At 57.2% G+C, this 23,218-nt stretch carries 15 protein-coding genes and 1 pseudogene; 10 read left to right on the forward strand and 6 right to left on the reverse strand.

What is annotated here, in order from left to right:
• Positions 1-516 precede the first annotated feature (516 nt).
• Positions 517-777, reverse strand: coding sequence for a hypothetical protein (locus tag FOM02_RS35220; protein WP_265440681.1), 261 nt, complete (start codon positions 775-777; stop codon positions 517-519).
• On the opposite strand from FOM02_RS35220, the gene FOM02_RS35225 reads away from it, so the two are divergent.
• From FOM02_RS35225 to FOM02_RS35245, 5 genes are all read left to right on the forward strand, one after another.
• Positions 776-2,257 carry a pentapeptide repeat-containing protein gene (locus FOM02_RS35225; protein WP_265440682.1) on the forward strand — a complete coding sequence of 494 codons (1,482 nt, stop codon included), beginning with the start codon at positions 776-778 and terminating at the stop codon, positions 2,255-2,257. The two genes, FOM02_RS35220 and FOM02_RS35225, sit on opposite strands and share 2 nt — an antisense overlap.
• 195 nt (positions 2,258-2,452) lie before the next feature.
• Positions 2,453-3,334, forward strand: coding sequence for a pantoate--beta-alanine ligase (locus tag FOM02_RS35230; RefSeq protein ID WP_265440683.1), 882 nt, complete (start codon positions 2,453-2,455; stop codon positions 3,332-3,334).
• Between the two features lie 320 nt (positions 3,335-3,654).
• Positions 3,655-4,896, forward strand: coding sequence for a cytochrome P450 (locus FOM02_RS35235; protein WP_416207731.1), 1,242 nt, complete (start codon positions 3,655-3,657; stop codon positions 4,894-4,896).
• A 262-nt stretch (positions 4,897-5,158) separates the two neighbouring features.
• The gene (locus FOM02_RS35240) at positions 5,159-5,512 is read left to right on the forward strand and encodes a hypothetical protein (protein WP_027563394.1); all 354 of its coding nucleotides are present in this window, start codon (positions 5,159-5,161) and stop codon (positions 5,510-5,512) included.
• Between the two features lie 592 nt (positions 5,513-6,104).
• Positions 6,105-8,357 (forward strand): hypothetical protein, encoded by a 2,253-nt coding sequence (locus FOM02_RS35245; protein WP_265440685.1) that lies wholly within the window; start codon positions 6,105-6,107, stop codon positions 8,355-8,357.
• A gap of 1,897 nt (positions 8,358-10,254) precedes the next feature.
• Here the strand turns inward: FOM02_RS35245 and FOM02_RS35250 are convergent.
• The gene (locus tag FOM02_RS35250; protein WP_416207795.1) at positions 10,255-11,592 is read right to left on the reverse strand and encodes an MFS transporter; all 1,338 of its coding nucleotides are present in this window, start codon (positions 11,590-11,592) and stop codon (positions 10,255-10,257) included.
• A gap of 424 nt (positions 11,593-12,016) precedes the next feature.
• Here FOM02_RS35250 and FOM02_RS35255 point away from each other — a divergent pair, with 424 nt between their 5' ends.
• The 4 genes and pseudogenes from FOM02_RS35255 to FOM02_RS35270 all read left to right on the forward strand — a co-directional run bounded on the left by FOM02_RS35255 (position 12,017) and on the right by FOM02_RS35270 (position 17,576).
• Positions 12,017-12,229, forward strand: a complete 213-nt coding sequence (locus tag FOM02_RS35255; protein WP_141263290.1) for a hypothetical protein — start codon at positions 12,017-12,019, stop codon at positions 12,227-12,229.
• Positions 12,230-12,652: 423 nt separating this feature from the next.
• Positions 12,653-14,776: a prolyl oligopeptidase family serine peptidase gene (locus tag FOM02_RS35260; protein WP_265440686.1), complete on the forward strand. Its 2,124-nt coding sequence runs from the start codon at positions 12,653-12,655 to the stop codon at positions 14,774-14,776.
• A gap of 1,034 nt (positions 14,777-15,810) precedes the next feature.
• A complete protein-coding gene (locus FOM02_RS47330) occupies positions 15,811-15,915 on the forward strand; it encodes a hypothetical protein (protein WP_416207796.1) in 105 nt (34 codons plus the stop codon).
• A gap of 951 nt (positions 15,916-16,866) precedes the next feature.
• Positions 16,867-17,576: pseudogene (locus FOM02_RS35270) on the forward strand (HipA domain-containing protein).
• 211 nt (positions 17,577-17,787) lie between these two features.
• Here the strand turns inward: FOM02_RS35270 and FOM02_RS35275 are convergent.
• Entirely contained in the window at positions 17,788-18,465 is a 678-nt protein-coding gene (locus FOM02_RS35275; protein ID WP_265440688.1) for a cyclic nucleotide-binding domain-containing protein, read from the reverse strand.
• 862 nt (positions 18,466-19,327) lie between these two features.
• Here FOM02_RS35275 and FOM02_RS35280 point away from each other — a divergent pair.
• On the forward strand, positions 19,328-19,594 hold the full coding sequence (locus FOM02_RS35280; protein WP_084334829.1) for a DUF3551 domain-containing protein: 267 nt from the start codon (positions 19,328-19,330) through the stop codon (positions 19,592-19,594).
• Between the two features lie 628 nt (positions 19,595-20,222).
• Here FOM02_RS35280 and FOM02_RS35285 read toward each other — a convergent pair.
• The 3 genes from FOM02_RS35285 to FOM02_RS35295 form a co-directional block, all read right to left on the reverse strand.
• Positions 20,223-20,714, reverse strand: a complete 492-nt coding sequence (locus FOM02_RS35285) for a hypothetical protein (RefSeq protein ID WP_265440689.1) — start codon at positions 20,712-20,714, stop codon at positions 20,223-20,225.
• A 747-nt stretch (positions 20,715-21,461) separates the two neighbouring features.
• Entirely contained in the window at positions 21,462-22,013 is a 552-nt protein-coding gene (locus FOM02_RS35290; RefSeq protein ID WP_265440690.1) for a MarR family winged helix-turn-helix transcriptional regulator, read from the reverse strand.
• Positions 22,014-22,417: 404 nt separating this feature from the next.
• A complete protein-coding gene (locus tag FOM02_RS35295; RefSeq protein WP_265440691.1) occupies positions 22,418-22,861 on the reverse strand; it encodes an SET domain-containing protein in 444 nt (147 codons plus the stop codon).
• Positions 22,862-23,218 lie beyond the last annotated feature (357 nt).

A 23,218-nucleotide genomic window follows, 5' to 3' on the forward strand; every position in this document is an offset into this window, starting at 1 on the left:
TCGAACAGGACAGTCTGTGGCACGGGTTCCCACTAGATGGACCGGTCGGCGCGCGGAGCAGGGCGAGCCGAGTTCTAACCCTGAGCTCGGCGATCCGCAAATGTCGGATTGCAAGCATCGATTGCGTGCTCGCAAAGGACAGGCGGCTCTTGCGCCCCTTCAAACGAGCTCGCAATCTTCGCTTTCACGATAGCCTTGCCATCATGGTGCGGTCCCTGACAACGAGAGTGTGTTTGTCTGGTTCAAAACATTCGGCGTCAATATTGATTTCATGACGCCTATTCAGCCGTTAATTGCGACTGATGCGGCTGGCACGGTCATTGCTATCAGAAATGAGGTAACGCCGAGTAGGGGCCCACTTCAGCCCTGTGATCGATCACTTTTCCGCCCGGAAGCCGTGGGTCCATTCTGAAAAACAAGCAAGGCCCTGAAGTTTTCGCATTCGGTTTGATGGAGAGCGAATTGGATTTGCCTAGAAGAGCCGACGAGACAAATCGCAACGACTGGACGGCAATGTCAAAAGACGGTTGCGTTGTCGACATTGCCGGACTCGGTGAACAACGTCAGCGCGCGGCAGTGGGGGCGCATGACTAGAATTCGGATGACGTGCTCAAGCGTGCCGGCTGCGGAGGTCACCGACACAACAGGCGCCTCATCGAGGCATCGTGTCGTCATTTCGCCGACGAGTTCGCCACAGGTCGCATAGCGTACCTTCAAGGCGGAGCAAGAGAGGTCGATAACAGGCGCCCCGTAATCCGGGCAATACGGAATCGTCATGTCGCAAACGATCGGCCCTGATAGTGAGTGCACCGCGAATGAAGGGGCAGAGCACTGGTCAGATCCGAAGCACAATCTATCATCAGATGGCGACTTTGTTCGGTACTGGAGCCGAGCTGCCGATCGGCTGCGCGCGGTGGCTGCGGTTGGGAGGCGAACCGAAGAGGCGATCGGAACGACCGGGATTGGCTTGCAGCTATCGTCCGAGAACTTTAACGGTCACGACCTGTCAGACTTCCCGTTGCGACGCTGTACCCTCAATCGTGCGCAGCTCTACGGAGCAAAGTTGGATCGGGCAGACCTTTCTGGGGCGAATCTTATCTGTCCGGGGCTAGAGAGGGCAAGTTTTCGTGGGGCCAAGCTCGATTTTGCGTATATGCATGCGATTGCAGCGCAGGTGTGCAACTTCGACGATGCCAGTCTGCGCAATGTAATTGATGCAACAGGCAGCCTGTTTCACGGTTGCAGCATGAAAAGGACACGCTTCGATAACGCCATGCTCAGCGGGCTTCTCGCTTACCAATGCGACGCCAGTGATGCTGTATTCGATGGCGCGGAGCTACAGGGGTCGACCATTAATGAATGTTTCCTTCCTTCCGCTTCCTTCCGCTTTGCCAAGCTGAGCCAACTCACGATCACGAAATCACATCTGGCGTCTTGCTCGTTCTTCCAGTCAAAGGGGAACTGTTTATCGATTGTGCGTCCCACCTCGGTCGATGGTCTTGTCCTCGAAGGCGCTCATCTTCCGTATCTGAGACTCTCAAAGGTAAGCGGCCGCGTCGCAGCGAGAGGCATGTGCGCACCATTTGCTGATATTCACTTGTCAAATCTTCCAAATGCGGAGCTTGAGCAGACGGACCTGACCGAGGCACGGCTTTTGTCCGTAAGCTTGTCCAACGCAAACCTCGTCGGTGCCGTGCTTAACGGTGCATCCATTCATTCCTGCGAGCTCGACGGAGCGGACCTGTCTATGGCATCAGGCGAATGCATTTCTATAACAGAGAGCACAATGCGAGCCGCCAAATTATCGGGCTTTCGTGGCCGCTCTACCTTTGTGCGCGACTGCGATCTCGAACGCGCAGACCTATCCAATGCTTACCTTTACAGGTCGATGATCACCGGTGATCCCCCGCAATCGATGGCACTGGATGAGGCAAATCTCGAAGGATCGAATCTCGTTCAGGCATATCTGGCCGCAGGAATGACGAGAACCAATCTGGAGGCAACGCGGGCCGCGTACGTTCGCATGAACCAATCGTCCTTGCGCGAGGCGAACCTGAGTGGGATGTCACCGTTCCAGGCCAGCTTTGTAAAGGTGGACTTTTCGGGCGCTAAGATAACCACATTCGAGCCACCGTTCTTTGCAGACCGATGTCCGGGCCTACAGGCCGCTCTGAAGGGGGATCAGCCACGCGCGTCATCAAGCTATCTGACTGAATTCTCATCCTTGATCAGACGAGGTCGAGAAGGGTCTACCTGACGGATTCGGAGACTGCAAAATAGAAGGCAATGCAGTGTCGGCGAGCTTAGGACAGGTCTGGGCGGTCGTTCGTGCTGTGAGCGAGCGCTTAAGCGCTATGGGGCTCCCTGGCATCGTCGGATACGAGAGGCAGGGCAGACCTTCTGTGCGATCCGACCGACGCTCTTTTGGCATTCAAAGAGACTGGAGTAGAAAATGCATCTGGCATGTCTTTCCGCAGGTAAAGCGTTCATCCGGGAGGTGGCGAGAACAGGGCAGACTATCGGGACGGTACATACTCTCGGAGCCCTGCATCTTGGGCATGCAGAACTGATCAAAAGGGCGGCATCGGAAAATGACGTCGCGATCGTCACAGTCTACCCGAACAAGATCCAGCTTAGACCGGGTGGGAGCTACGACTTCAATTTGGACGACGATATTGGACTTGCATTGCGTTCGGGAGCAACTGCCGTAATTTCCTCCAACGACACCGAAATGTTCCCGCCTGGCTATCGAACCTTTGTATCGCAAGGCGACTGTCATTTGCGTCTAGGGGGACCCGAGGCCTATTTGCAGGAAGCCGTTACCGGGGCAGTCCGCTGGATCTGCTATGCAAAGCCGACCCGCAGCTACTTCGGCCTGAAAGATATCGGTCAGGCGATCCTGGTGAAGCGCGCCGTCGCAGATCTCCTTCTGGATTGCGAGATAAGGTTTGTGCCGACCGTGAGATACAAGAACGGAGTGCCCCTTTCGTCGCGTCTGAGACGATTTAGCCGTTCCGAGCTTGATGAGCTGTCCTGCCTTTTCACGGCACTCGACCATTCGAGGAGAGAGATCGCCCAAGGGGCATCTAGTGTGAAGGATCTGGTCGCGTCCGCCACATCTCAGATCAAGTTCCGGCACTTTAAACTCGATTTTGTTCGAATTGTCGACGCTAACAACTTCGACGACCTGGAGCAAGTCGAGATCCCTTTCATAATTTTTGGAGCGGCAACGGCTCATGGTCTCAGGATTTTCGATAATATCTACGTTCCAGATCAAGATACTCTCGTGAAGGGTCCTTCGGATATCTGGATCGGTCTGCCTGAACAGTCCTAGCCAGGCGACTATCCATCCATGACCTTGAGAAAGCTATCCGTATCCCAAAGCGAGGGTCACCTTATGAAGGTGTACTCGGCTTGATGTTGGCTCCAGCGCACGCCATCTCTAACCAGCGCTGAGAGCTCTCGCCGATCCTTTGAGTAGATCGACTTGGAAAGTCAACGCGATCCTTACTGCCCGACATGGTAGGGCGAGGCTAGCTGCACTGTGAGGTAGCCTGGTCGAGCGGCCCGTCGCAGCCGAGCGCTGCGGCAGCTCGAAGGCGACGAATCGCACCACGCCGTAAACTCTCGAGAGCAGAATCTGCAGAGATGATCATGACAAGGCGATCGGAAGATTATGGGGCCGAGGATCCGTGTGTTATCCCGCTGAGCAAGCTGGATGTAAGCGAGGGTAAGCGCTTTCGAGACGACAGCATGTGGGCTTGCTTTGAGCGGCTACGAAAGGAAGATCCCGTTCACTACTGTCAAGACAGCGCTCATGGTCCATATTGGTCCGTGACGAAATACCGGGATATCGTAGCCGTCGACACAAACCACAAAGCGTTCTCGTCCGAACAAGGTGTCACTATTGTCGACGTGCCTGGCGAGCACTGGACCCCGAGCTTCATCAAGATGGGGCCTCCCAAGCACGCCGAGCAGCGCAATACCGTGAGCCCGATCGTCGGACCGGAAAGCTTGACGAAGCTCGAAAGCTTGATCCGGTCGCGGGTCAGGGTGATTCTCGCGGGCTTGCCGCGCAATGAGGCCTTCAACTGGGTGGACATGGTGTCCATAGAGTTGACGACGCAAATGCTCGCCACGCTGTTCGACTTTCCATTTGAGGATCGGCGACTGCTGACCTATTGGTCAGACGTTGCTGTTACAGCTCCGAAAGCAGGCCATGCAATCGACAGCTGGGACAAGCGAAGCACCATCTTGTCCGAGTGCCTGGAGTATTTCACCCGGCTTTGGAACGAGCGCATCGATGCCGAGCCGCGCCTCGACTTGATTTCCCTGATGGCGCATTCGCCCGCCACACGCCAGATGGAGCCGAGCGAGTTTCTCGGAAATCTGATTCTGCTGGTCGTTGGGGGAAACGACACCACGCGCAACTCAATTACCGGGGGCATCCTGTTCATGAGTCAATATCCCTCCGAGCTGCGAAAGCTAATTGACAATCCCAAGCTAATCTCAAGCGCCGTGTCCGAGATTATTCGGTACCAGACGCCAATCGCACATATGCGCCGTACCGCCGCGATCGACAGCATCATAGGCGGAAAACAGATCAGGAAAGGCGACAAGGTCGTCATGTGGTACATCTCCGGTAACAGGGACGAAGAGATCATTGAGGACGCCGACAATTTCGTGATCGACCGCAAAAATGTGAGGCAGCATCTCTCGTTCGGATTCGGCATCCATCGCTGTCTTGGTCGACATCTTGCGGAACTGCAGTTGAGAGTCCTCTGGGAAGAGATTTTGTCTGCGCAATTGGGGTTCGAGGTTGTCGGCGAACCCGAGCGGATTGCGTCTAACTTCGTGCACGGCTATTCCGCTCTTCCCGTGCAGATTGCAGCCTAGGCAAAAGTTGTTCTGCTCACGCCCGGCGGAGCGGGCTTGCCCTGAACCATCTTTGCTTTCTGCAAGGAGCGCGGCTGCGGTGATCGACGGAAACAATGCTGCATGTCGGAAGCTAATTACCGGCCCGGCAAACGCTTGGAAAGGCCTGCGAGAAGCGAGGCGCGCGTCTCCGCAAGCGCTTGGCATGCCGAAAATTGAACTCAACGGCTACTCCGGTGCAGGTCTCCGGGCCACCCTCGAATAGCCGAAACTATAGAGGGCAATGACCTTGATATTGAAAATTGTAGCTGTGGCAGCAATTTTCCTTGGAGAAGCTCTTTCGATATTCGCCGAGTTAATTGCCTCAAGGCAATTCAGAAGGGCCGGTGGCGATCTGGCGATGCTTTGGCCGATGTTTCTCCTTGTATGCTTGGGTGGCATCCTGCTCGTTCTCGGATACGCGCTAGGCTACATGCATCTGAAGAATATTTGGATCATTGTAGCGATATCGGTGGGAGCGATCCTGGTCGTGGAACCGATACTCACGGTTCTGCTCTTCAGAGACGTGCCGACCGTCGGTTCGCTGATTGGGCTGGTTCTCGGTGCGTTTGGTGTGCTCGCTGCAATGTTTCTATGAAGGTGATCTCACCGGACCCGGATGGGCGCCGCACTTTTGCGAAATGCAGCGTGAGGATCTGCGAAAGATCGATTCAGCCGGTTCGAACGAGGAAAATATCGATTCTGGATCGACCTTCTGCATCTCGTCGTCATCGGTGTACGGCCGCCAGGTTGTTAAGCTCTTCTGTCAAAGTCGCCTTGCCGTTAGCAGCACGCGCGCGCCGGACGTAGGTCTGCCAATCTATATAGGCTGGCCATTTCTGCTTGACCATCATTAGCCGATTGGGCTGCGAGTGTTCTCCCGGCTACCTGCGAACCTGTGGGACGAGTTGACCCAGTTGGCGTGGACGGAGCCGCCGGCAAAGGGGCAGGATTCGTACCGGATCGCGTCACAGCCAGGGAAGCCTCAGCCGCGGTCACGTCTCGGCTGCTTACACCGACGCGGTTACCCGCATCGCTCTGTTCAGCAACATCAGAGCTCCGGCGGAAATGGAACTTCAGGTGACATCGGCTTTCTTGTGCATGCGCAAGACCGCTTTTGGTCAGCTAGTCGTCAGTCAGGCGTCTATCCAGACAGGCTGCACATTCGCGACTTTTATTGGAGACGAAGCATGACAGGCATTGGCCGACCCGGCGCATCGGAAGTTGGGGCCGTAGGAGCCGGCAACACCGAAGGCGTGAGCGGTTCGAGCGTGGAGCCCAGCCTCTTCCCGGGAGCACGCAGTCAATCTTTCGATGCCATCTTGGAGCGGATGCGCTCTGGACCTCAAGACAGAATCGCGGCGCTTGGCAACTCAACTTCGGATGTGGCGGCGCCAACGCGGGACGAGATCAAGGCAGCAAGGCAAAAAATGGGCAGCCTGCTTGAGGAGCTTGAAGCTAGTCGTCGAGCGGCCACGCGCGCCCAGAACTTGCAAGAGGCGCAAGAGCTGATCGATCAAGTCGTCAAAGCAGGCTCAACGCTTCTGGAGTACTACGCGGATCTGCCTGCCAATTTGGCGCGTCGCATTCTGCCCGACGACCGGGCTCGCCGCCTACGCGACGACACGCTGGACGCGGCCGAAGAATGTAACGCAGTCGCCACCCAGATTGTCTACGAGCTGGAGAAGAAAAGAAAGGAAGCATTAGGCTGGCTCGAGAGGATCAAAGGCGCCGGTACGCCCGTCCAGGTGAGCGGCTCGTATAAAAGCGTGGCGAACCACTATGCAGCCCACATGGAATGGTGGGGAAAGAAGGTGTTGCGCCTGGAGCGGATACAGTCTGTCTGTGCGGCTACTGCCCACTTGCCAAGCAGCACGCCCGAGATGCGCAAGGCCGAAGAGGCTGCACTGAGACTGCATACTGGCTGGGCTCTCAATACGAGGTGCGTGTATCTGCAAACGCGGATCGCTCTCGCGAAGCTCTTGATTGACTCGCGAGCGAGCGCGCTCGACCCAGACGTGCGCGATGCCCTGATGGACGAGAGCGGGCGGGTGCGTCTGCTCGAGACCTTCGTCGGGGATGTTTTTCCGGCATTCGTCTCCACGTGCGACGCCGTTCTGCACCGCGATGGAGCAGTGCTCGACGCGGAGCATCGCGCCGTTCTGGAAGGAGTCATGGAGCGGCTTTCGGAATTTGCATCTGGGCTGAGCGGCATGGTTGCCAGCCTGAGGCAGGTCGGAACGGGAGCTGAAGTTCCCCTGCAGTTGCTGGACGAGATCGAGGAAGGGGCGTGGGTGACCGCGAACGAGGTCATGCGGCTGCTTGCATTGCAGCCAACTACGCCAGCCACGATTGAACCGCCGGCTTGGGCTGCGCTGCCGGAAAATACTGCCGGGGTGAGCCAAGGCAATTCAGGCAGAAAAGGAAAAGGAAAAGCAAAAGCAAAAGGAAGGCGCGCGGCGGCTGCAGGCGAGGGGAGTTCAACGGCCAGCTCATCCGAGCCGCAACTCGCCAGGCCCGATACCGCTACGGCTCCGACGCGCAAGGTTATCGTGCGCTCAGATCTCGGTACCAAGAAGCTCGCCACCATGGAGGAAGCACGCGCCTCATCCGCTGCAACCGAGCACCTCCAGATGTGGCAGGCGCCGCCGTCCAAGGAAGCCCTGGCGGGATTACTTGAGCGATTGGACAAGCTGCTGCAGTTCGATCTGCCGGCTCAGCAGAGCGCGGTCTCGCAGGCGCGCCAGATGAAGCCCGAGGATGCCGAACACGTCTTGGGTCGGGTTATTACGCGCTTGCAGACGCAGGCCGACGAAAGTGAGGCCTGCGTTACCGCGCTGCAGGAGCCTCGCCGACGTGGCCTGCTCACGCCTTCGCAAGTTCCCGAAGTGCACGACAAAATAGTCCGGCTCAATGGGATGTTGTCCGAGCTGCAGGGACAGGCAAGATCATTGAAAGCGCAGAAGGCAGCGATCCCGAGTGATTGCATGAAGACCTACCCGTTTCCATCGCAAAAGTACCTCGAACAGCTGCGCGCGGCGGGGGAACTGGAGTCAGTGGATCCGCCGCGCGCCTTGAAGGGAGAGCCAGGGAAGCTATTCGAGATCAAGCTGCAGCCCAGGGCGCTGCGCAGCGGCGCGATGCCAAGGCCGATGTGGGGGCACATACATACCGAGCGGCCGGTTCATGCCTCGCAATTGGCAACGCTTAGCGATCGCGAATTCGCCGCCTGCCACGTGAAGTCCGACGAACAGCGCGGATACAATCAGCATTGGCAGAACGCGCGAGCCGCCGAGGGTCACGAGAATGTCGTGATCCACCGCGGCAAGCTCACTCCTGCGTTCTGTAGGTCCTTGTTGAGCACCGCCGCTGGCCAGCGGTGGCAGCCGCTTCCCGATCCGCAGCACGTTTCAGCGCAGCTGGCTCAACTGCGGATCGAGTGAGCTGGTTGTCTTGCGGCGGTGAGCCGTTCGGTGGCAGCGTTCATGACTTAGAATCGGCTCGGCGCATTGCCTGAGCAGCGCCTTGGTCCTTCAGCTCCATCTTGGAGAAGAACGGAGCCTGGGAGAGAGCACACCTCACGGCACGGTTACCAGCCGGCGGCCCGGAGGATTGTTGGTTGTTCCGGAAGCAAGCTGCCATTCCGGGCAGTAGCGAACATCGGCGCCGATGCGGGAAGTTAGGCCGCCGAGTATTGCAGATGGAGAACATGTACCTGATGCCGGCGGCCCGCCGGATGTAACAGTGCTTTCACCTGCCTGGCCGCGGCAAACTGGCGCTCAAACCGTCGGCAGAGCTTCAACAGATCGCGGATGGTCCGGGTGCAGGGGAGCTGACTATCCGGGCCGCTTTGACGAATCAAACCGGGCGGTGCACAACAACGCTGCCTGTTTGCTACTCTTGCAAAAGGCTACGACGGCCCCAGCATCACGCCTCCTTGGCCCCCAAAAGATGCTGGGGCTCGTCGTTCTTCCTTGAGCGTCTCGAGCCGAGTGACGTCAAAGGTGCTTTGCTTCAACTGCAATGGCGCGCCGAGCCGCCCCCCAATCCCAATACATGAACGCATGGTCAGTGATGTCGCTGCTTGTTCAGTCGCCGTCACGAGCGACCGACCGGCGGCATCGCCCGAAGAGGGCCTCCACCGCCCGATCAGCTTGGCGGAGACTGTCCATTGAGTCAGGGTCCGAGCTCACGACAGCGATATAGGTCTGACCGTCTTTTACAGCTCGATGCCATGCGCCCTAAGCACGCGGTGCATCACCGCGCCTTTGATCTCGCGGGCGATCTCGCTAACGACTTGGGGTCCTAACGTTCGCTCGGCATCGGTATCGCTTCGTTAGGCCTGCTTCGGCGAGCCGTTGGTAAAGCCGCGTGTGAAACTCGTCGCCCATCGCCTCGACGATCTTCGCACTCCTCCCACGCGCTGAGGAGCAATCGTGCGTCCAACCGTGACGCAAGTGAGTTTGGGGAAGCGCACGTTCGCAACCATGAAAAATGGCTATGGTCTCGCTCGGACGTTGAAAAGAATGATCCAAGAAAAGGCTCTGCTCGAGCACCACGAGACATACATCGACGGCTCCGAGGCTCGTCGAGCGTTCGATCACGAAGCAGATTTGCAGGTTCCGAGCGGGTTAAGATTGAGCCACACGGTGATGTCCGAGCTTATCCATTCCGTAGATAGATCTGATCAAGAAAATCAATTTTACCGCTTACAGGGTCGTCATATAGACCCTTGAGGACGGTTGGGGCTAACCTAGGGAAGCGATTTCTCGAATGAAAAAGTCTGTGTTAGTGACGGCGAGCGCCCTCGCGCTTGCAACGGCGGCGGTGCCTCCTTTTGCTGCAAAAGTTGCCGCGCAACCCGTTGCCGGCAGGGTGGGGGTAGCCGATACATCATATCCTCAGTGCGCGGACGACCCGTTGGAAGGTATCTGCGACCTGTTCTTTTGTTTGACCGATCCCTCGTGCGTGCGACACTGAGGACGGAAAACAAATCAAGCAGAGAACGAGGATCGAGCCTCGTGCGGCCGCTTGCTCCGACTGCGGCCGCGTCCTCGTACCGTACGGTTACGCTGGCAGATGGTGCAAGTGGCGCCATCTTAATTCTCTTAAGTTGATCAAAGCGATTGCTCACTTTCAACCAATCGTCGACCACCGCCAATCGCGCAGCCGCCGCATCGGCGTAGGTTGGGTAAACGGGAAAGTCGTTTTAGATCCCGATGCTGTGTTCCGATGCGAGCCGCAGCTCGATCTAAAACTAGTCGAATTTCTATAGCTATTCCATGTCACGCCCGCAGCGCCCTTCGGTTCGATGGTTCGCATTTCGGACGTCATGGATGTCTATTCTTCCCGGCTATGCCGAGGTAGCCGTCGTGGCGTTAGGAAGGTTCGTTTATGGTCGGGCGTCAAATTGAGTGGCGCCGTCTCCGGCATCATAAGCATGGCAAAGAGCCCGGCCGCGGCAGCGAAAAGCATGTACCAGGCGGGCACGAGTGGGCTCCCGGTGAGGTGGATCAGCCAGGTGACGATCGGTTGAGCTGTGCCTCCGAAAATCGCGATCGCAAAAGCGTAAATCGTCGCGAAGGCGCCGCCGCGAATGTTCCCGGGCAAACCTTCGGCCATGCTCACGTAGAAGGCGCTATACGGCATCGTTCCGATCAGGGTGAGGGCGCCGAGACCTCCTAGAAGGGCGAAGGCACTGCGGCTCTCTGCAATCCACAAGAATACCGGATAGGTCATCAGCAATGCGGTGACCTGCGGCCATATCATGATGCGACGACGGCCTGCGCGGTCGGCGAGCAGGCCGCCCAGCAGTGCTGCAGCAATTCCGACCGCATTGCTGATGAGCGTGGTAGCAAAGGCAAGTGGCGCGGAAACGTGGAGGGTGTTCATCGCGTAGGTGGTCATATATCCCGTCATATAAGTCGTGATCGTGCAGCTGGCCAAGATGACAAATCCCAAGCTCATGATGCGGCGATCGGCACGCGATTGGCCTCCAGGCTGGGTGAACAGAACGTGCGCCTCGGGCCGATGCAACGTTTCGGGTAAGCCGCTCCGCAGCCAAAGTCCAAACGGCAACGTAGCGGCGCCGAGCAACAGCGCGATCCGCCATCCGTACGCATTGAGCGCTTCGCTTGTCATGGTGAGCGAGAGCATTTCTCCAACCAACGCTCCGGCCGTCGCCGCTATCTGTTGGCTCGCGGGCTGAAAGGAGACAGCAAGACCGCGGGCCTCAGCGGGGGCCGCTTCCATCAAGTAGGCGGTCGTCGGACCCACTTCACCTCCGAGAGCAAAGCCTTGCAGCAAGCGTGCGAAGACGACCAGTGACGGAGCGGCAAGTCCTATTGTCCCATACGATGGCGTGATAGCTAACAATAGGACCGCGGCACCCATCATGGTAAAGCTGGCGGTCATCGCGGGCCGTCGGCCGGCCCGATCCGAATACGAGCCGAGCACGATGGCCCCGATCGGTCTGGTTACAAAACCTGCGCCGAAGGTTGCGAGTGAAAGCATGAGGCTAGCGAACGAGTCGGTTGCCGGGAAGAACGCTTGGCCGATCTGTATTGCGAAGAAGCTGTAGGTCCCGAAGTCGTAGAATTCGAGAATATTGCCGATGGTTGCGCCCAACACGGCGCGGCTCGTCAAGCGTTCCTCTGCGGGATCAAGGACCGGCTCCAGTCTCTCTCGAGTAGATTGCCTCGACACCCTCGACCTAATCTGAAGCGCGATTCCGACCCAAGATTTTGGCCAGACAGGACGCTCCGTTGCATTGCGCTGCCCGCTCCCGTCCCTCACGGCCATTTCGCCAGGCAATAGGCTGAAGCGTGTCACGACGAAGCTCACCGTAACGTCTGCAATAAAAATGCCGGCCTCTCCGCCACCAGTTAGCCCTTGATCTGATCGCTGGCCTGGACGGCAAAGACAAATATGCGAACCTGCTGCATTCGTCAGGTGGCTGCAGACTTCTGCGCTCTGTGGCGAGTGTGCGACAAAATCGACGGGCGTCGCATACCACTGACGACTCGAGCCATTCCGCCTCGGGCCAGGTTGCGTCCGCTCGATGCTACGACGCTGCGTGGATAAGCTCCGGCAGGAGCCGAAATTGGCGGCGTGGCGCCCCATGCATGCGCCGCTAATGTCGGCGAACCAGGCTTCGGAGATCGCCCGCCTGCGCCAGGAAAACGAACAGCTGCGCATGGAGCGCTACCTCTCAAGAAAATCGACCGCGATCTTTGCCGGAACCGGAACGGTCATTTCGGACGGCTCCAGAGGCCTTGTCGAGAGCTTCGCCGATTCCTGCTCGATGCGCGTCTAAAACGCTACATGGTTTAATTTTACCGAATGCTTTCAGCGATACCCCTTCCAACGTTTGCGAGGTGAGCCACATGCTCAAGGCAATTTACGCCTAGCAGAGTTGTGAGTGGCCGAACGGACGGCGCAAGCGATCCTCGAGGATCTACGCACTGCGACGATGAGCAAGGCGGCCGCTGCGCAACATGCCGCCTTACTAATAACCGACTGTCAGGTTTGAGACGGACGTCCAAAAGTCGACACTTACATGGGGCGGAAACGCCTGGAGAATCTCCAATATTCAAGCGGCACGCTGCTTGCTCCATCAACAGCCAGCGGACGCAATTCCCGCATGCCCGCGCTTTGACGCCGAGTATGCATCTTCCGAATTCTTCCCCTCACCTAGCAAGACACTTAAGCCCGGCTGGCTAACTTCAGGACAACTCCCATGAAAAGTTCGCTTTTTCTCGCAGCGTCGCTATCCATGAGCTGTTTGATGGCCGCAGGATTGTCCCAGACGCTAGCGCCTGCGACCGGCACCGAGGATCCTTTTCTTTGGCTTGAGGAGATCGAAGGGCCGCGCGCACTGGCTTGGGTTCACACCGAGAACGCCAAGACACTCAGTGCGCTCCAATCCGATCTACGTTACCCGCGCTTCTACGGCGAAGCCCTCTACGTTCTTCAGGCCAAGGACCGGATTCCGTACGTCTCATTGGGACGGCGCGGTCTCGATAATTTCTGGCAGGACGAGAACCAGGTGCGCGGCGTCTTGCGGCGTACGACGCTTGAAAGCTATCGCACCCAGAGCCCTCGATGGGAGACCATCCTCGACGTCGATGCTCTCGCTGACGCGGACAAGAAGAACTGGGTTCTTAAAGGGGTGAGCTGCCTTCCGCCTGAAGAGCGCCTATGCTTGCTCAACCTGTCCGAGGGCGGAAAAGACGCTGTGTTCGTCCGGGAGTTCGACGCAGTCGCCAAAACCTTCGTCACGAACGGATTCGAATTTCCCGAGGGAAAACAGGAGGTCACTTGGGTAAACCGCGACACGGTCCTAATTGCACGAGATTGGGGCGAAGGGACCATGACGCAAGCTGGTTACCCTTTCGTTGTGAAGGAGCTCAAGCGCGCTCAGTCGCTCGTGGAAGCGCACGAGGTCTTCCGTGGGGAGCCGACCGATGTCGAGGCCACACCATTCGTGCTGCGCGACAGTGAAGGCACGATCCATGCGACCGGCGCCATCCGCAGCATCAGTGCGTTCGAGCATGAGTATGTTCTCTTTGGGTCCAAGCCGACTAAGCTCAATCTGCCAAAGAAGGCGACCATCGGGGGCATCGCGAGTGGTCGCCTGCTGGTGACGCTAAACGAAGACTGGATGCCACCGTCCGGAGACACCCCCTTCTCAGCCGGCTCGATCATCTCGTATGACCTGACCGAATGGAAGCAGGATCCGCTGCACGCCAGACCCACGCTCGTTTTCAAGCCTGGGCCTCGACAAGCGCTCAGCGGATTCACGGCCACAAGAAACTTGTTAATCCTAACGATTCTCGACAATGTTCAGAGTAGGGCGTTCGTCTACAAGTACCATCAGGGCGCCTGGCAGGTCACGCCTATCCCGCTTCCAGAGAATGCGACTGTCGGTCTGGCTGCGGCATCGCATGAAACGGACGAGGCGATGTTCACCGTCTCCAGCTTTCTTAGCCCGACGATGCTCTGGTACTTCGACGCTGCAACCGAGCGCCTTGAGACACTGAAGGCGACACCTCCTAGGTTCGACGCCTCGAGACTTGTCGTCGAACAGTTCGAGGCAATCTCGCGCGATGGCACCCGCATTCCTTACTTTCTGATACGCCCCAAGAGCGCAAGGTTTGACGGATCAACTCCAACGCTTCTCTATGGCTATGGTGGGTTTCAGATTCCGCTCTGCCCCTCTTACGCGGGCCTCACGGGACGACTTTGGCTCGAGCAGGGAAACGCGTATGTTGTCGCGAACCTGCGCGGTGGCGGTGAGTTCGGGCCCCAATGGCACCAGACTGCTCAAGGCGCAACGAAGCAGCGCACATGGGATGATTTTATCGCCGTCGCGGAGGACTTGATCCGTCGCAAGATCACTTCTCCCCGCCGGCTGGGCGTCGTCGGCGGTAGCCAAGGAGGCCTCCTGGTAGGGACCGCAATCACCCAACGACCCGAGCTCTTCAATGCGGCCATCTTACAGGTTCCGCTGTTCGACATGGTTCGGTTCACCAAGCTGGGCGCCGGAGCCTCCTGGATCGGCGAGTATGGCGATCCCACCATTCCCGAACAGCGCAAGTGGCTCGAGGCCTACTCGCCCTATCACAGGTTGGTGCCAGGAAAGATCTACCCGGCCCCCTTCATTCTCACGTCCACCAAGGACGACCGCGTGCATCCAGCGCATGCCCGCAAGGCAGCGGCGAGGCTCGCTGCGTTGGACCAACCGTACCTCTATTATGAGAATACCGATGGGGGGCATAGCGCCGCCGCCAACCTCATTGAACAGGCACGCCGGATCGCTTTAGAATATACCTATGCATCCCGGCGGCTTGTCGATGAGTGATGTCGAGGACTAAGAACTCCTTCAATGATGACGCTCGGCGGACGACGTTATCGGCCGGGCGTCGGCAAGCCCGTCTTTGCTCATTCTCCGCAGACTGTGGTATCTGCCTGGGGATGAATTCGAGCGATCAGCTACGCCTCAGTCTCGCCTATCTGTCTCGCTTTTCGTTAATCCGCAGTCTCCCAGATTGAGGCTTGCTGGAATTCCACAAACGCACTGCGACAGTCGACCGATACACAGACTGCGACGAACATGGCAGTACAATATGCAGGCCGAGGTATGGGCGCGCGCAAAGCACCGAATTCGCAATTTGACGCACGGGAGACCCACCCTCTAGCGGGAGCGGAGTATCTTGGATGGTATGGTCCGCAACCGACAATGTCTTACGGATCAGCAGCCTGAACCGCCCGGGTAATCCTGAAGGCGTGACGGCTGAGGACCGAGAGCATGTCTGAGTGGTTGCAGGAGTTTGCGTGGCAGATTGAGCCAGTATTGATAGCCCAGACGTACGATTGACCGACTGCGCAAAGGCCTGTCAGCTTGCGGTAAGCTATCAGAGATACAAACCCTTTGGGGTTAACGGAAGGTGGCAGGGACAGCGCTATTGCTCCAGATCGATCAGCGCCGAGTCAACTTTCCGCTAGTCTCAACGGCAGTGCGGATGTGGTAGGGGCTAGTTGGCCTGGTTTCAGCCCCCGGGTCGGTTAGGGCCGAGCCGCGCCCGCACTGTTTTACATCTCGCTCCAAACGATCGCGGTGGCCATCTCGACAAGCTTCGCAGGTACTCTGGCGAAAGTCGGTACACCACCTGAAAAGGTGAGGGGCACGTAATCCATTTCTGCCGCGACGCGCGCAATGAGTGGCGTTGGACACATACCGCGACGAGAGCCGCCTGAATCGCGAGTTCGGCCGCGATGAAGCCTATGCCATGGAAGAGTTGGTCGCAGAGCTTGGCGCGGTCTTCCTGTCCGCCGATCACGGCCTGAAACCGGAGGTGAGAGGATCACGCCTCCTATATCACCTCTTGGATCAAGGTGCTGAAGAACGAAAAACGCGCGATCGTCAAGACCGCGTCCACTGCCCAACGGGCCGCGGACTTTCTGTATCGGTTTCAGGCCAAAAATTCCGTCGCGGCCTGAGCCACGGCGCGCCTTTTTCTCCCTGAGACCGGCATCACGAGTAAGGGGCGACTTTGAATATCGAAGTAGTTGTGCGCCTTATCCACGGGCCAGGGTTGTGGGTTCTGCTTGGCCGGTAGAGGTGAATGACCGAAGCATGGTTGCTGCCACGCATCGAACGCGCAAGGGCAGCATAGCTCGCAGTGTCATCATCTTCTCAGACCCGCAAAAGCGGTGAAGAAGCCGCGCAAGTTATCGAGCGGCCAAAGGGCTGTTCATGCCGGTTGATCCGACGCACATGAGCGCGGGCGGCTCACGACGCGAGAGAAGCCGCCATTCCGTGTCATCCGACCACGGAGGCACCGAACAGGCTGGAACTTGCTGCAGCCGGGAGCGGGGGCTTGGTTAATGTGAGGTTATCTTCTTTATGTCTCTGAAAGGGTTATAGTTTCCGACCGAGAAGAAGTCGACGATCGATGACATATTGAAATGTTAACGAAAGGCGACATTCTGTTGTCAGAGACGGCGAACTTAGACCGATGTGAGCGATCGCTGACATTTGATTATCCTCACACCGGTCGCCGTCGGCGCCGTCATTCGCGACAGACGCAAACGTCTCAAGCTTGACCAGGCGACACTGGCCAAGCGGATCGGCGTTAGTCGTCAATTGGGTATGAGGTTGAGCACGGTCATCCCCGCGCAGAGTTGGCCCTTGTCCTCCGTGCTCTCGACGTTCTCGGCAACCCGCTGGACGCCAACAGTGGAGCGCCCACCAGCCGCGGGTCTACCTCCGCAGTTGATCTCAACGCCATCGTCACCAAGGCCAAAAAAGGAAAGCCTTAATGGCCGAGCTCATCGCACTTTTAGATGGCACCGAAGCCGGTCGCGTCCGCAGTGACGCACGCGGCCGGCTGGCCTTCTCTATGACAATGCATGGCGCAACGCTGAGGAGCCTATCCTCTCTCGCTTTCGATGCCGCTCGCCGCTGAGGAGCATGGTCCAGCCGCCAGTCAGGCCTGCCTGTGGGGGCTGCTTGCCGACAATGAGCAGGTGCTCGAGCGTTTGGCCAAGAAATTTCAGGTATCAGCGCACAACGTGTTTGCTCTCATCTCGAACGTCGGTCAGGATTGCGCAGGCGCCGTTCAGTTTGTCCCGCCCGATCGACTGGAGGCCCTGAAAACGGGCCGAGATGACAAGATCGAATGGCTTGACGAGCCGGAAATAGCAAACCGGCTTCAAGCCTTACGGGAGGATCATGCTGCCTGGCGTCCGCCCGGCGATACGGGTCAATTCAGCCTTGCGGGCGCCCAGCCTAAAACTGCTCTTGTCCTCAAAGACGGCAAATGGGGCATTCCGTCCGGCCGCATACCGACCACCCACATTTTGAAACCGCCGACAGGCCACTTCGATGGTCACGCCGAGAACGAGCATATCTGCCTGCAGCTCGCGCGAGCCGGGCTCCGGCCGCTGAAACCAAGGTGATGCGCTTCGAAAAGGAAATCGCAATCGCCGTTGAGCGCTACGACCGGCAAGTCAGTGGGAACGACTTCACTCGGGTTCACCAGGAGGATATTTGCCAGGCCATGGGCATCCTGCCGACTAAGAAATACCAGAGAGGGAGGACCAACCCCTGTCGATATTGTCGAGCTCTTGCGTACTTACTAGACAGACCGCGAGGCTGACCTTGAGGGTACGCGAGCCAAGTATTGCGAATGCTCTGAGAGGGTATCTAGGATACGGATCATCCATCAGTTGAACGGAGTCGAGCGGAACCACGAGCTCATTCCATTCCGATATCGGCGCACTCACCGAATGGCTGCCGGATAGGCCGTTGCTGCGCCGCCTCATGCTCGTCCGAGTTACGGTTTGCACGCACTCGGCTGGCTCTCAACCTTACAACTCGAAGCTAGCGAGCCGCTGCCGGTCTAGAATTATAATCTCGCGTTGAGTATTGCCGATGAAACCAAGAACGCCATAGCTATGCAATTGTGACACTGAGCGTGAGACGGTCTCGATGCTCAAGCCCAGGTAGTCCGCGATGTCTCGCCGAGACATTGACAGTGACATAACATCAACAGCCATGAGCCGCACATCCATCTCATGCAAGAAGGCGGCAACGCGCTCCAGAGCAGTCTTACGTCCAAGCAGCAGCATATGGTTCTCCGCATGCTGCAATTTCATCGTAGTCATGCTGAGCAAGGTGCGCCAGACGACTGCGTCAGTCTGGGCGATCGCATCAAGAGTGTGCCTCTTGATCAGGCAAACAGTGCTCTGCGTAACAGCTTCCGCGGTAAATCGGTGTACCCCACCGTTCTCGAATGCAAAAATGTCCCCTGGTAAATGAAATGCGCCAATCTGGCGTCGCCCATCGGACAGCAGTTTGTAGGTCCGTACCGCCCCTTTCATGATCTGATAGACGTACTCGGCGGGGTCGCCCTCGATGTAGATCGTCCTACCCTTCTTGTAAGTGAATTCACTCAAGCTGACGATCGGATTTGATAGGCTCGATATGCCGAGCTCATTGAGCGCATTATGGCAAGGTCTTTGGTTTGTGGTGATACTTACAAACATAATCCTGCACTCCTGAACAACTGAAAGACTATAGTGACAGAATCGATCGTTGTTCAATGTCGGGCGCAATCTGCGCGGGCGGCGAGTGTTGTAACAAGGTCGTACGAAAAAGTCGTATCGTGGTGAGGCAGTGCCGCGCACGAGCGTGGCGCCATAAGTGCAGCCGTTTGCCCAAGCATATGTTATATACGCTGACTGGTTTTGACTTCAATCAGCTCGCCGCGACTGACCTGCGTGAGCAGGCGGTGCGCTGCAACAGAAGCGGTGTGAGCCTTCGTTCAGCTTTCGTCATCAAGCCTGCGGTAGAGAATCGGCGGCCAATAGCCAAACGCCGCTCTATAGCTGCGCGAGAATGCATTTTTAGGATAAATACGCGCACAAGAATGTAGAGGAGCAGGCGGCGGCCCGGGAGCCTTCAAGTGACATGGCTAGAAGGGCAGATCTGCATTCATGCGCAGTCAAAATTGGGTCTCTCTAGAGCGCGCACATCGTTTAAGGAGCATCGGCAAAGACAAATGTAAGGCTGGTACATTTTGCCTGCTTCGCGAGCCAGCACAAACATGCCGAAGCGCGCTCATAAAAATCTTTCTGCCCAGGCAAGTAGCAGGAAAGCTGCGCCAAGGCTTGACCGACGTTCGAGAACCCGCTCACCGGCGGGGTCGTACGGGTGGGCCGTCTTGTTGCTTGCTCTTTTGTGTAGCCCATGGTGCCGCTACACTTCGGCCGCGCCCCGCAGGCACCAGTCACACTGAGTCCACTTCCGGCGCTAGCCCGCGGAGTGACCCGGCAATCTTGATTAAGATCAAAGGACGCAATTCAGATCCTTTATCCTCTGGTGAACTTAACGGAGGCAAGAGGTCTCATGCGCTACCTTATCCTTGTCGCAGTGCTCGCACTTCCCATCCTCGTCGGCTCAGGATCGCGTTCGATCGCTGGTTCGCGGGCTCATTCGTACACGCCACCGGTGCGCCAGGACGTTTATTGTCTGCAGGGACGCAGTTGGGGATATCCGGGCAATTGCCAGTTCTCGACCTATGGCCAGTGCATGGCTACGGCATCAGGTACATACGCCTATTGCGGCATCAATCCGACTTACGCTTTCGAGCGGCAAGGAAGACAATCGCGCTGATGTGAATCAAATTCGCTGGTACACCAAGCGGGGTTTGGCTCCTGTTGTCGTTCGCCTGTTCTGGGCTGGAACGCCTTCTCTCGGCTGCCGGCCAAGCCCCGCGGATACCCGAAGCCCTGTGCTTCTCCGCCACAGACAATGAGGAGTATAACATCCGTTCGAAGCGGTGGCTGAGCGGAGATTCATCAAGACAGCCCTCCAAGACGCCGAAAATTATCAGGCGATATGTCTTAACATTAGCGGGCCGGCTGCGGCTGTCGATTTGGGCGGGCCGCCGTAAGCAGATCGGCAACGGTCGCCCTGTGCGCTGAGCCAGCGCGGCCCACTGCTCTGATTGGCTGCCGACTATGGATGCTCTCGGCCGCTAGGCATTCCGTGCAGAAATGCGGCGCTTGAGCCCTTCGCAATGGTGCCGCTATCCTGCTTGTTGCGCTGCTATATCGCCAAATGCCCCTAAGGTGATCGGCCATTGGTTAGATCACTATATTTCGCTGTCGTGGCGGTGCTCTTGGGGCGCTCTCGGGTGGCCGTTCTACTCGCTTTAGAAGTTGCCGTTCCAATCGTCGCGCTGCCCAGTCCCACTTAATTTCATCCCGAATCGGCGCTCTCGCAATATTTCCGATTGTTTTCAGTCTTCCGTTGGCCCGAAGTCGCTCGCCAGGAATTTGTCGTGCGTCCATTGCTTCAGCGCATCGTCGTTGAGTACCGAGTTGACCAAGGCATTCCAATTCTCACCAGCCTCCCTCCATTTCATTTTTCGGTCGGGAATGTTCCGGAGCAATCGAAATGCCGTCGTTGCGATCTTGCTTGCCTCTTTCCCTTCAGCAGCCTCGCGGATCACATCTTTGAACAATTGTTCGGGGAAGGTCCACCCGGCGCCTGTGAAGCGGTCGGCAAACATGTATTCGAACGAGGCGCGAAACACGACCGCCGCTAACGCGTCCTCATGTTCCGAGCCCGCGCTGCGCAGGTCGAACCATTGTAGCAGTCTTCGAACGGCTGCAGCAGGCGAAAATTGGCAATCCCCCAGCGTGAGAGATACGAACATATACGCGATGTCTGTTTGAAGTTCGTCGTCCAGGGACACGTACCAACGTTTGATTGCTTCAATAGGGGTCATGTGAAATTGCTATAAAAATGCAAGAACAGGATGCGCTCGATCCGGCGCGCTTGTTAACGTAGTGCCATGGCTCTCAAATACGCCCGACTATCCGTAGAGGCCTAGTTATCTAAAAATCCCTGCTTCTCTGCTGTAAGAGATCGAGGATGATACTGCCGCAATTCGATCCCACGTCGCGGTCGGCTGCAAAACAAAGCGTTCTTATCGGAAGAGACGCATCGAGCAACCATGTACGGTGCTGCCACCTCCAAAATGAAGGCATCTCGAACAGTTGTCCTCACATTCGACGGCGAAGTCATATTCCGATTAGTCCAAGTTGCGGCCGAGAACGAGGCGACGAGCTGTCGAGAATAGCGGATAGCGCTCTGGGGCGCCCTCGTAGAACACCGCGCCTCCAAGCAAAGCATTGGCCAAATGCAGCAGAGTTATCGCTTATCGTCGGCGCACCGAGCAAGACGCAGAGACGATTGCTAGAGTCGAGGCAAATCGCTGCGTCGCAGAGCGTTAGGTCCGCAGGCTCCGACGGCGCAGCGTGCATCGCTCGGGTGCGACCTGATCCGAAGTAGCGACAGCCGGAGCTTCTGAGGGCGTATTGCTCCTTCAGCATGCTGTCGCCGTAGCTTGGAGGAATTTGATCATTCGGCGCCGGCTCGAGCTGTTGCAGAGTAGCAGCGTAAATCCAAGCTCCCGATCCAGGATTTGGGTGCGCTCGCAGGGAGTAGGCTCATGACTCAAGTTGTTGACCCGTTAGGCGTCCCGCAGCTGCTGCTCTCTTGAAGGTTCTTGCATCTTCAACGCGGCGTGCAGGCGCGCCTTTTCCAGTCGTCGCCTGACTCCGCTAAGGCAACTAGCCAGCTCGGCAAATTCCGCAATATCGAGATAACCAGAAACAAACTCATCGAGTTCTTCCTGCTGAGCCGCGATGCTCGCAAGTCCTCTGCGAGCACTGTCTGTTAGCGATAGGTGGACGATTCGTGCATCGTTCGCGCAGCGCTTGCGTCGCACGAAATGCTTATCCTCAAGCTGTTTCGAATGCTTCGTAATGAAGGCCGACTCAACCTTCATCAACCTTGCAACCACGTTGACCGGAACACCATCGCCGTGTTCCAAGTCGATCAATGCCATCAAGATCATCATTTGTGGTGCGGCAATGCCCAGCGCATGCGCCTGGAAAGACCGAAGGTCGTCCAAACACACATTAATGCCCCTGATCTCCCATGTGAATCGCCTGAGCACATCCTGACTCGCGGCAAGGCTCTTCCCCAGCCGTCTTTTCGATCCTGGCAGCTTGGACGGCATCAGATTTCAGGGAGCCTCCATCCTAAAACTATGCGGGGCGAGGAGAGCGCAGTCGGGGGACTGCATATGCGCCTACTTCGAAGCGTCGAATCTCGGGTCAATAAGCAATCACATCAACTCGCTTCCGTGCCAACCTTCTTTGCAGACACGTCCGGTGCCGTAGCTGCCTAGGTGCAAAGCACCTTCACACACTCGCCCCGGTGAAATCACTTAAAAAACAAGTTTCACATGCAGAGTTTCGGCTTCACTAACTGCTTTTTCACGCGATTACAGCGTGTAACGCCCTGAACGTCGCGAATCCGGTCCAAAAGCGACGCTGCTCGGCCGCGCGACTGGATGGCGAGCATTTTTAGGTTGTCGAGAGCTGCTCACTGAATCACTAGAACAACGCGTACGCCGCATAATCAACCTGTCGGAGCCGGCTCCAAGCTTTGAAAGCAGGAGCTGGAGATCGGCAATAGCTCCTTGTTCCACGACAAGTCACACCCTGGGTCGAAAGACAAGTAATCGCAAGTGAGTTCTTCACCGGGGTGTACGTCACGGGCTGTGAGAATTCTGCAATGATCGTCTTGATATGTGTTTGGATGACTGCTGTGATTCATGAAGCGAGCGTTGTCAGCATTATACTCTACGACACCGTCATTGATCTTGTGGTCTCTCGGATAGGCATGTTTATCAAGTAGAGCCTGAAATGTTGGAGCTAGAGCTTCGTATTGTTCGCGCGTCACCGCAATGTCAACGATCGGGTTGTGAATCCAGAGTAATGAGCCTTTAGGCAAACGAGTCGCGGAGAAAAGTCCAATCCCGCCAAACTGGTCTGGCTTCAAAAAAGTTTCAACAATCAACATCGACGAAATCTCCCAAAGTCACAAACACCCGGCAAGCTAACTGACGTGAGCCGCGAAATCTCCTCCACGAATCGGTAGGTCGTCTCTCCGCGCCTTCATCACAACTCAAAGTTCCTCGGGATTCTTTTCGGCTGCATGCTCCGGACCGCCTTCTGCGGCACCTCCAACTTGGTGATGCTGGAAGGGGGCTGTAGGTCGGCAGGATTCCGGGCAAAGATCCGCGCCGATCAAGGTGGCGTGATCGTGACCTGTGGACTCTCAGCGCGGCGGCACGCCGGACTTTCTTCGGGCCCTGCAAGCCGCCGACAACGCCTTTCATCAAGGCCTTCAAAAGCAGGGGCCGGAATGCGTCAATTC

It is taken from the genome of Bradyrhizobium sp. SEMIA (genome assembly GCF_014844175.1).
GTDB classification, from domain to species: domain Bacteria; phylum Pseudomonadota; class Alphaproteobacteria; order Rhizobiales; family Xanthobacteraceae; genus Bradyrhizobium; species Bradyrhizobium arachidis.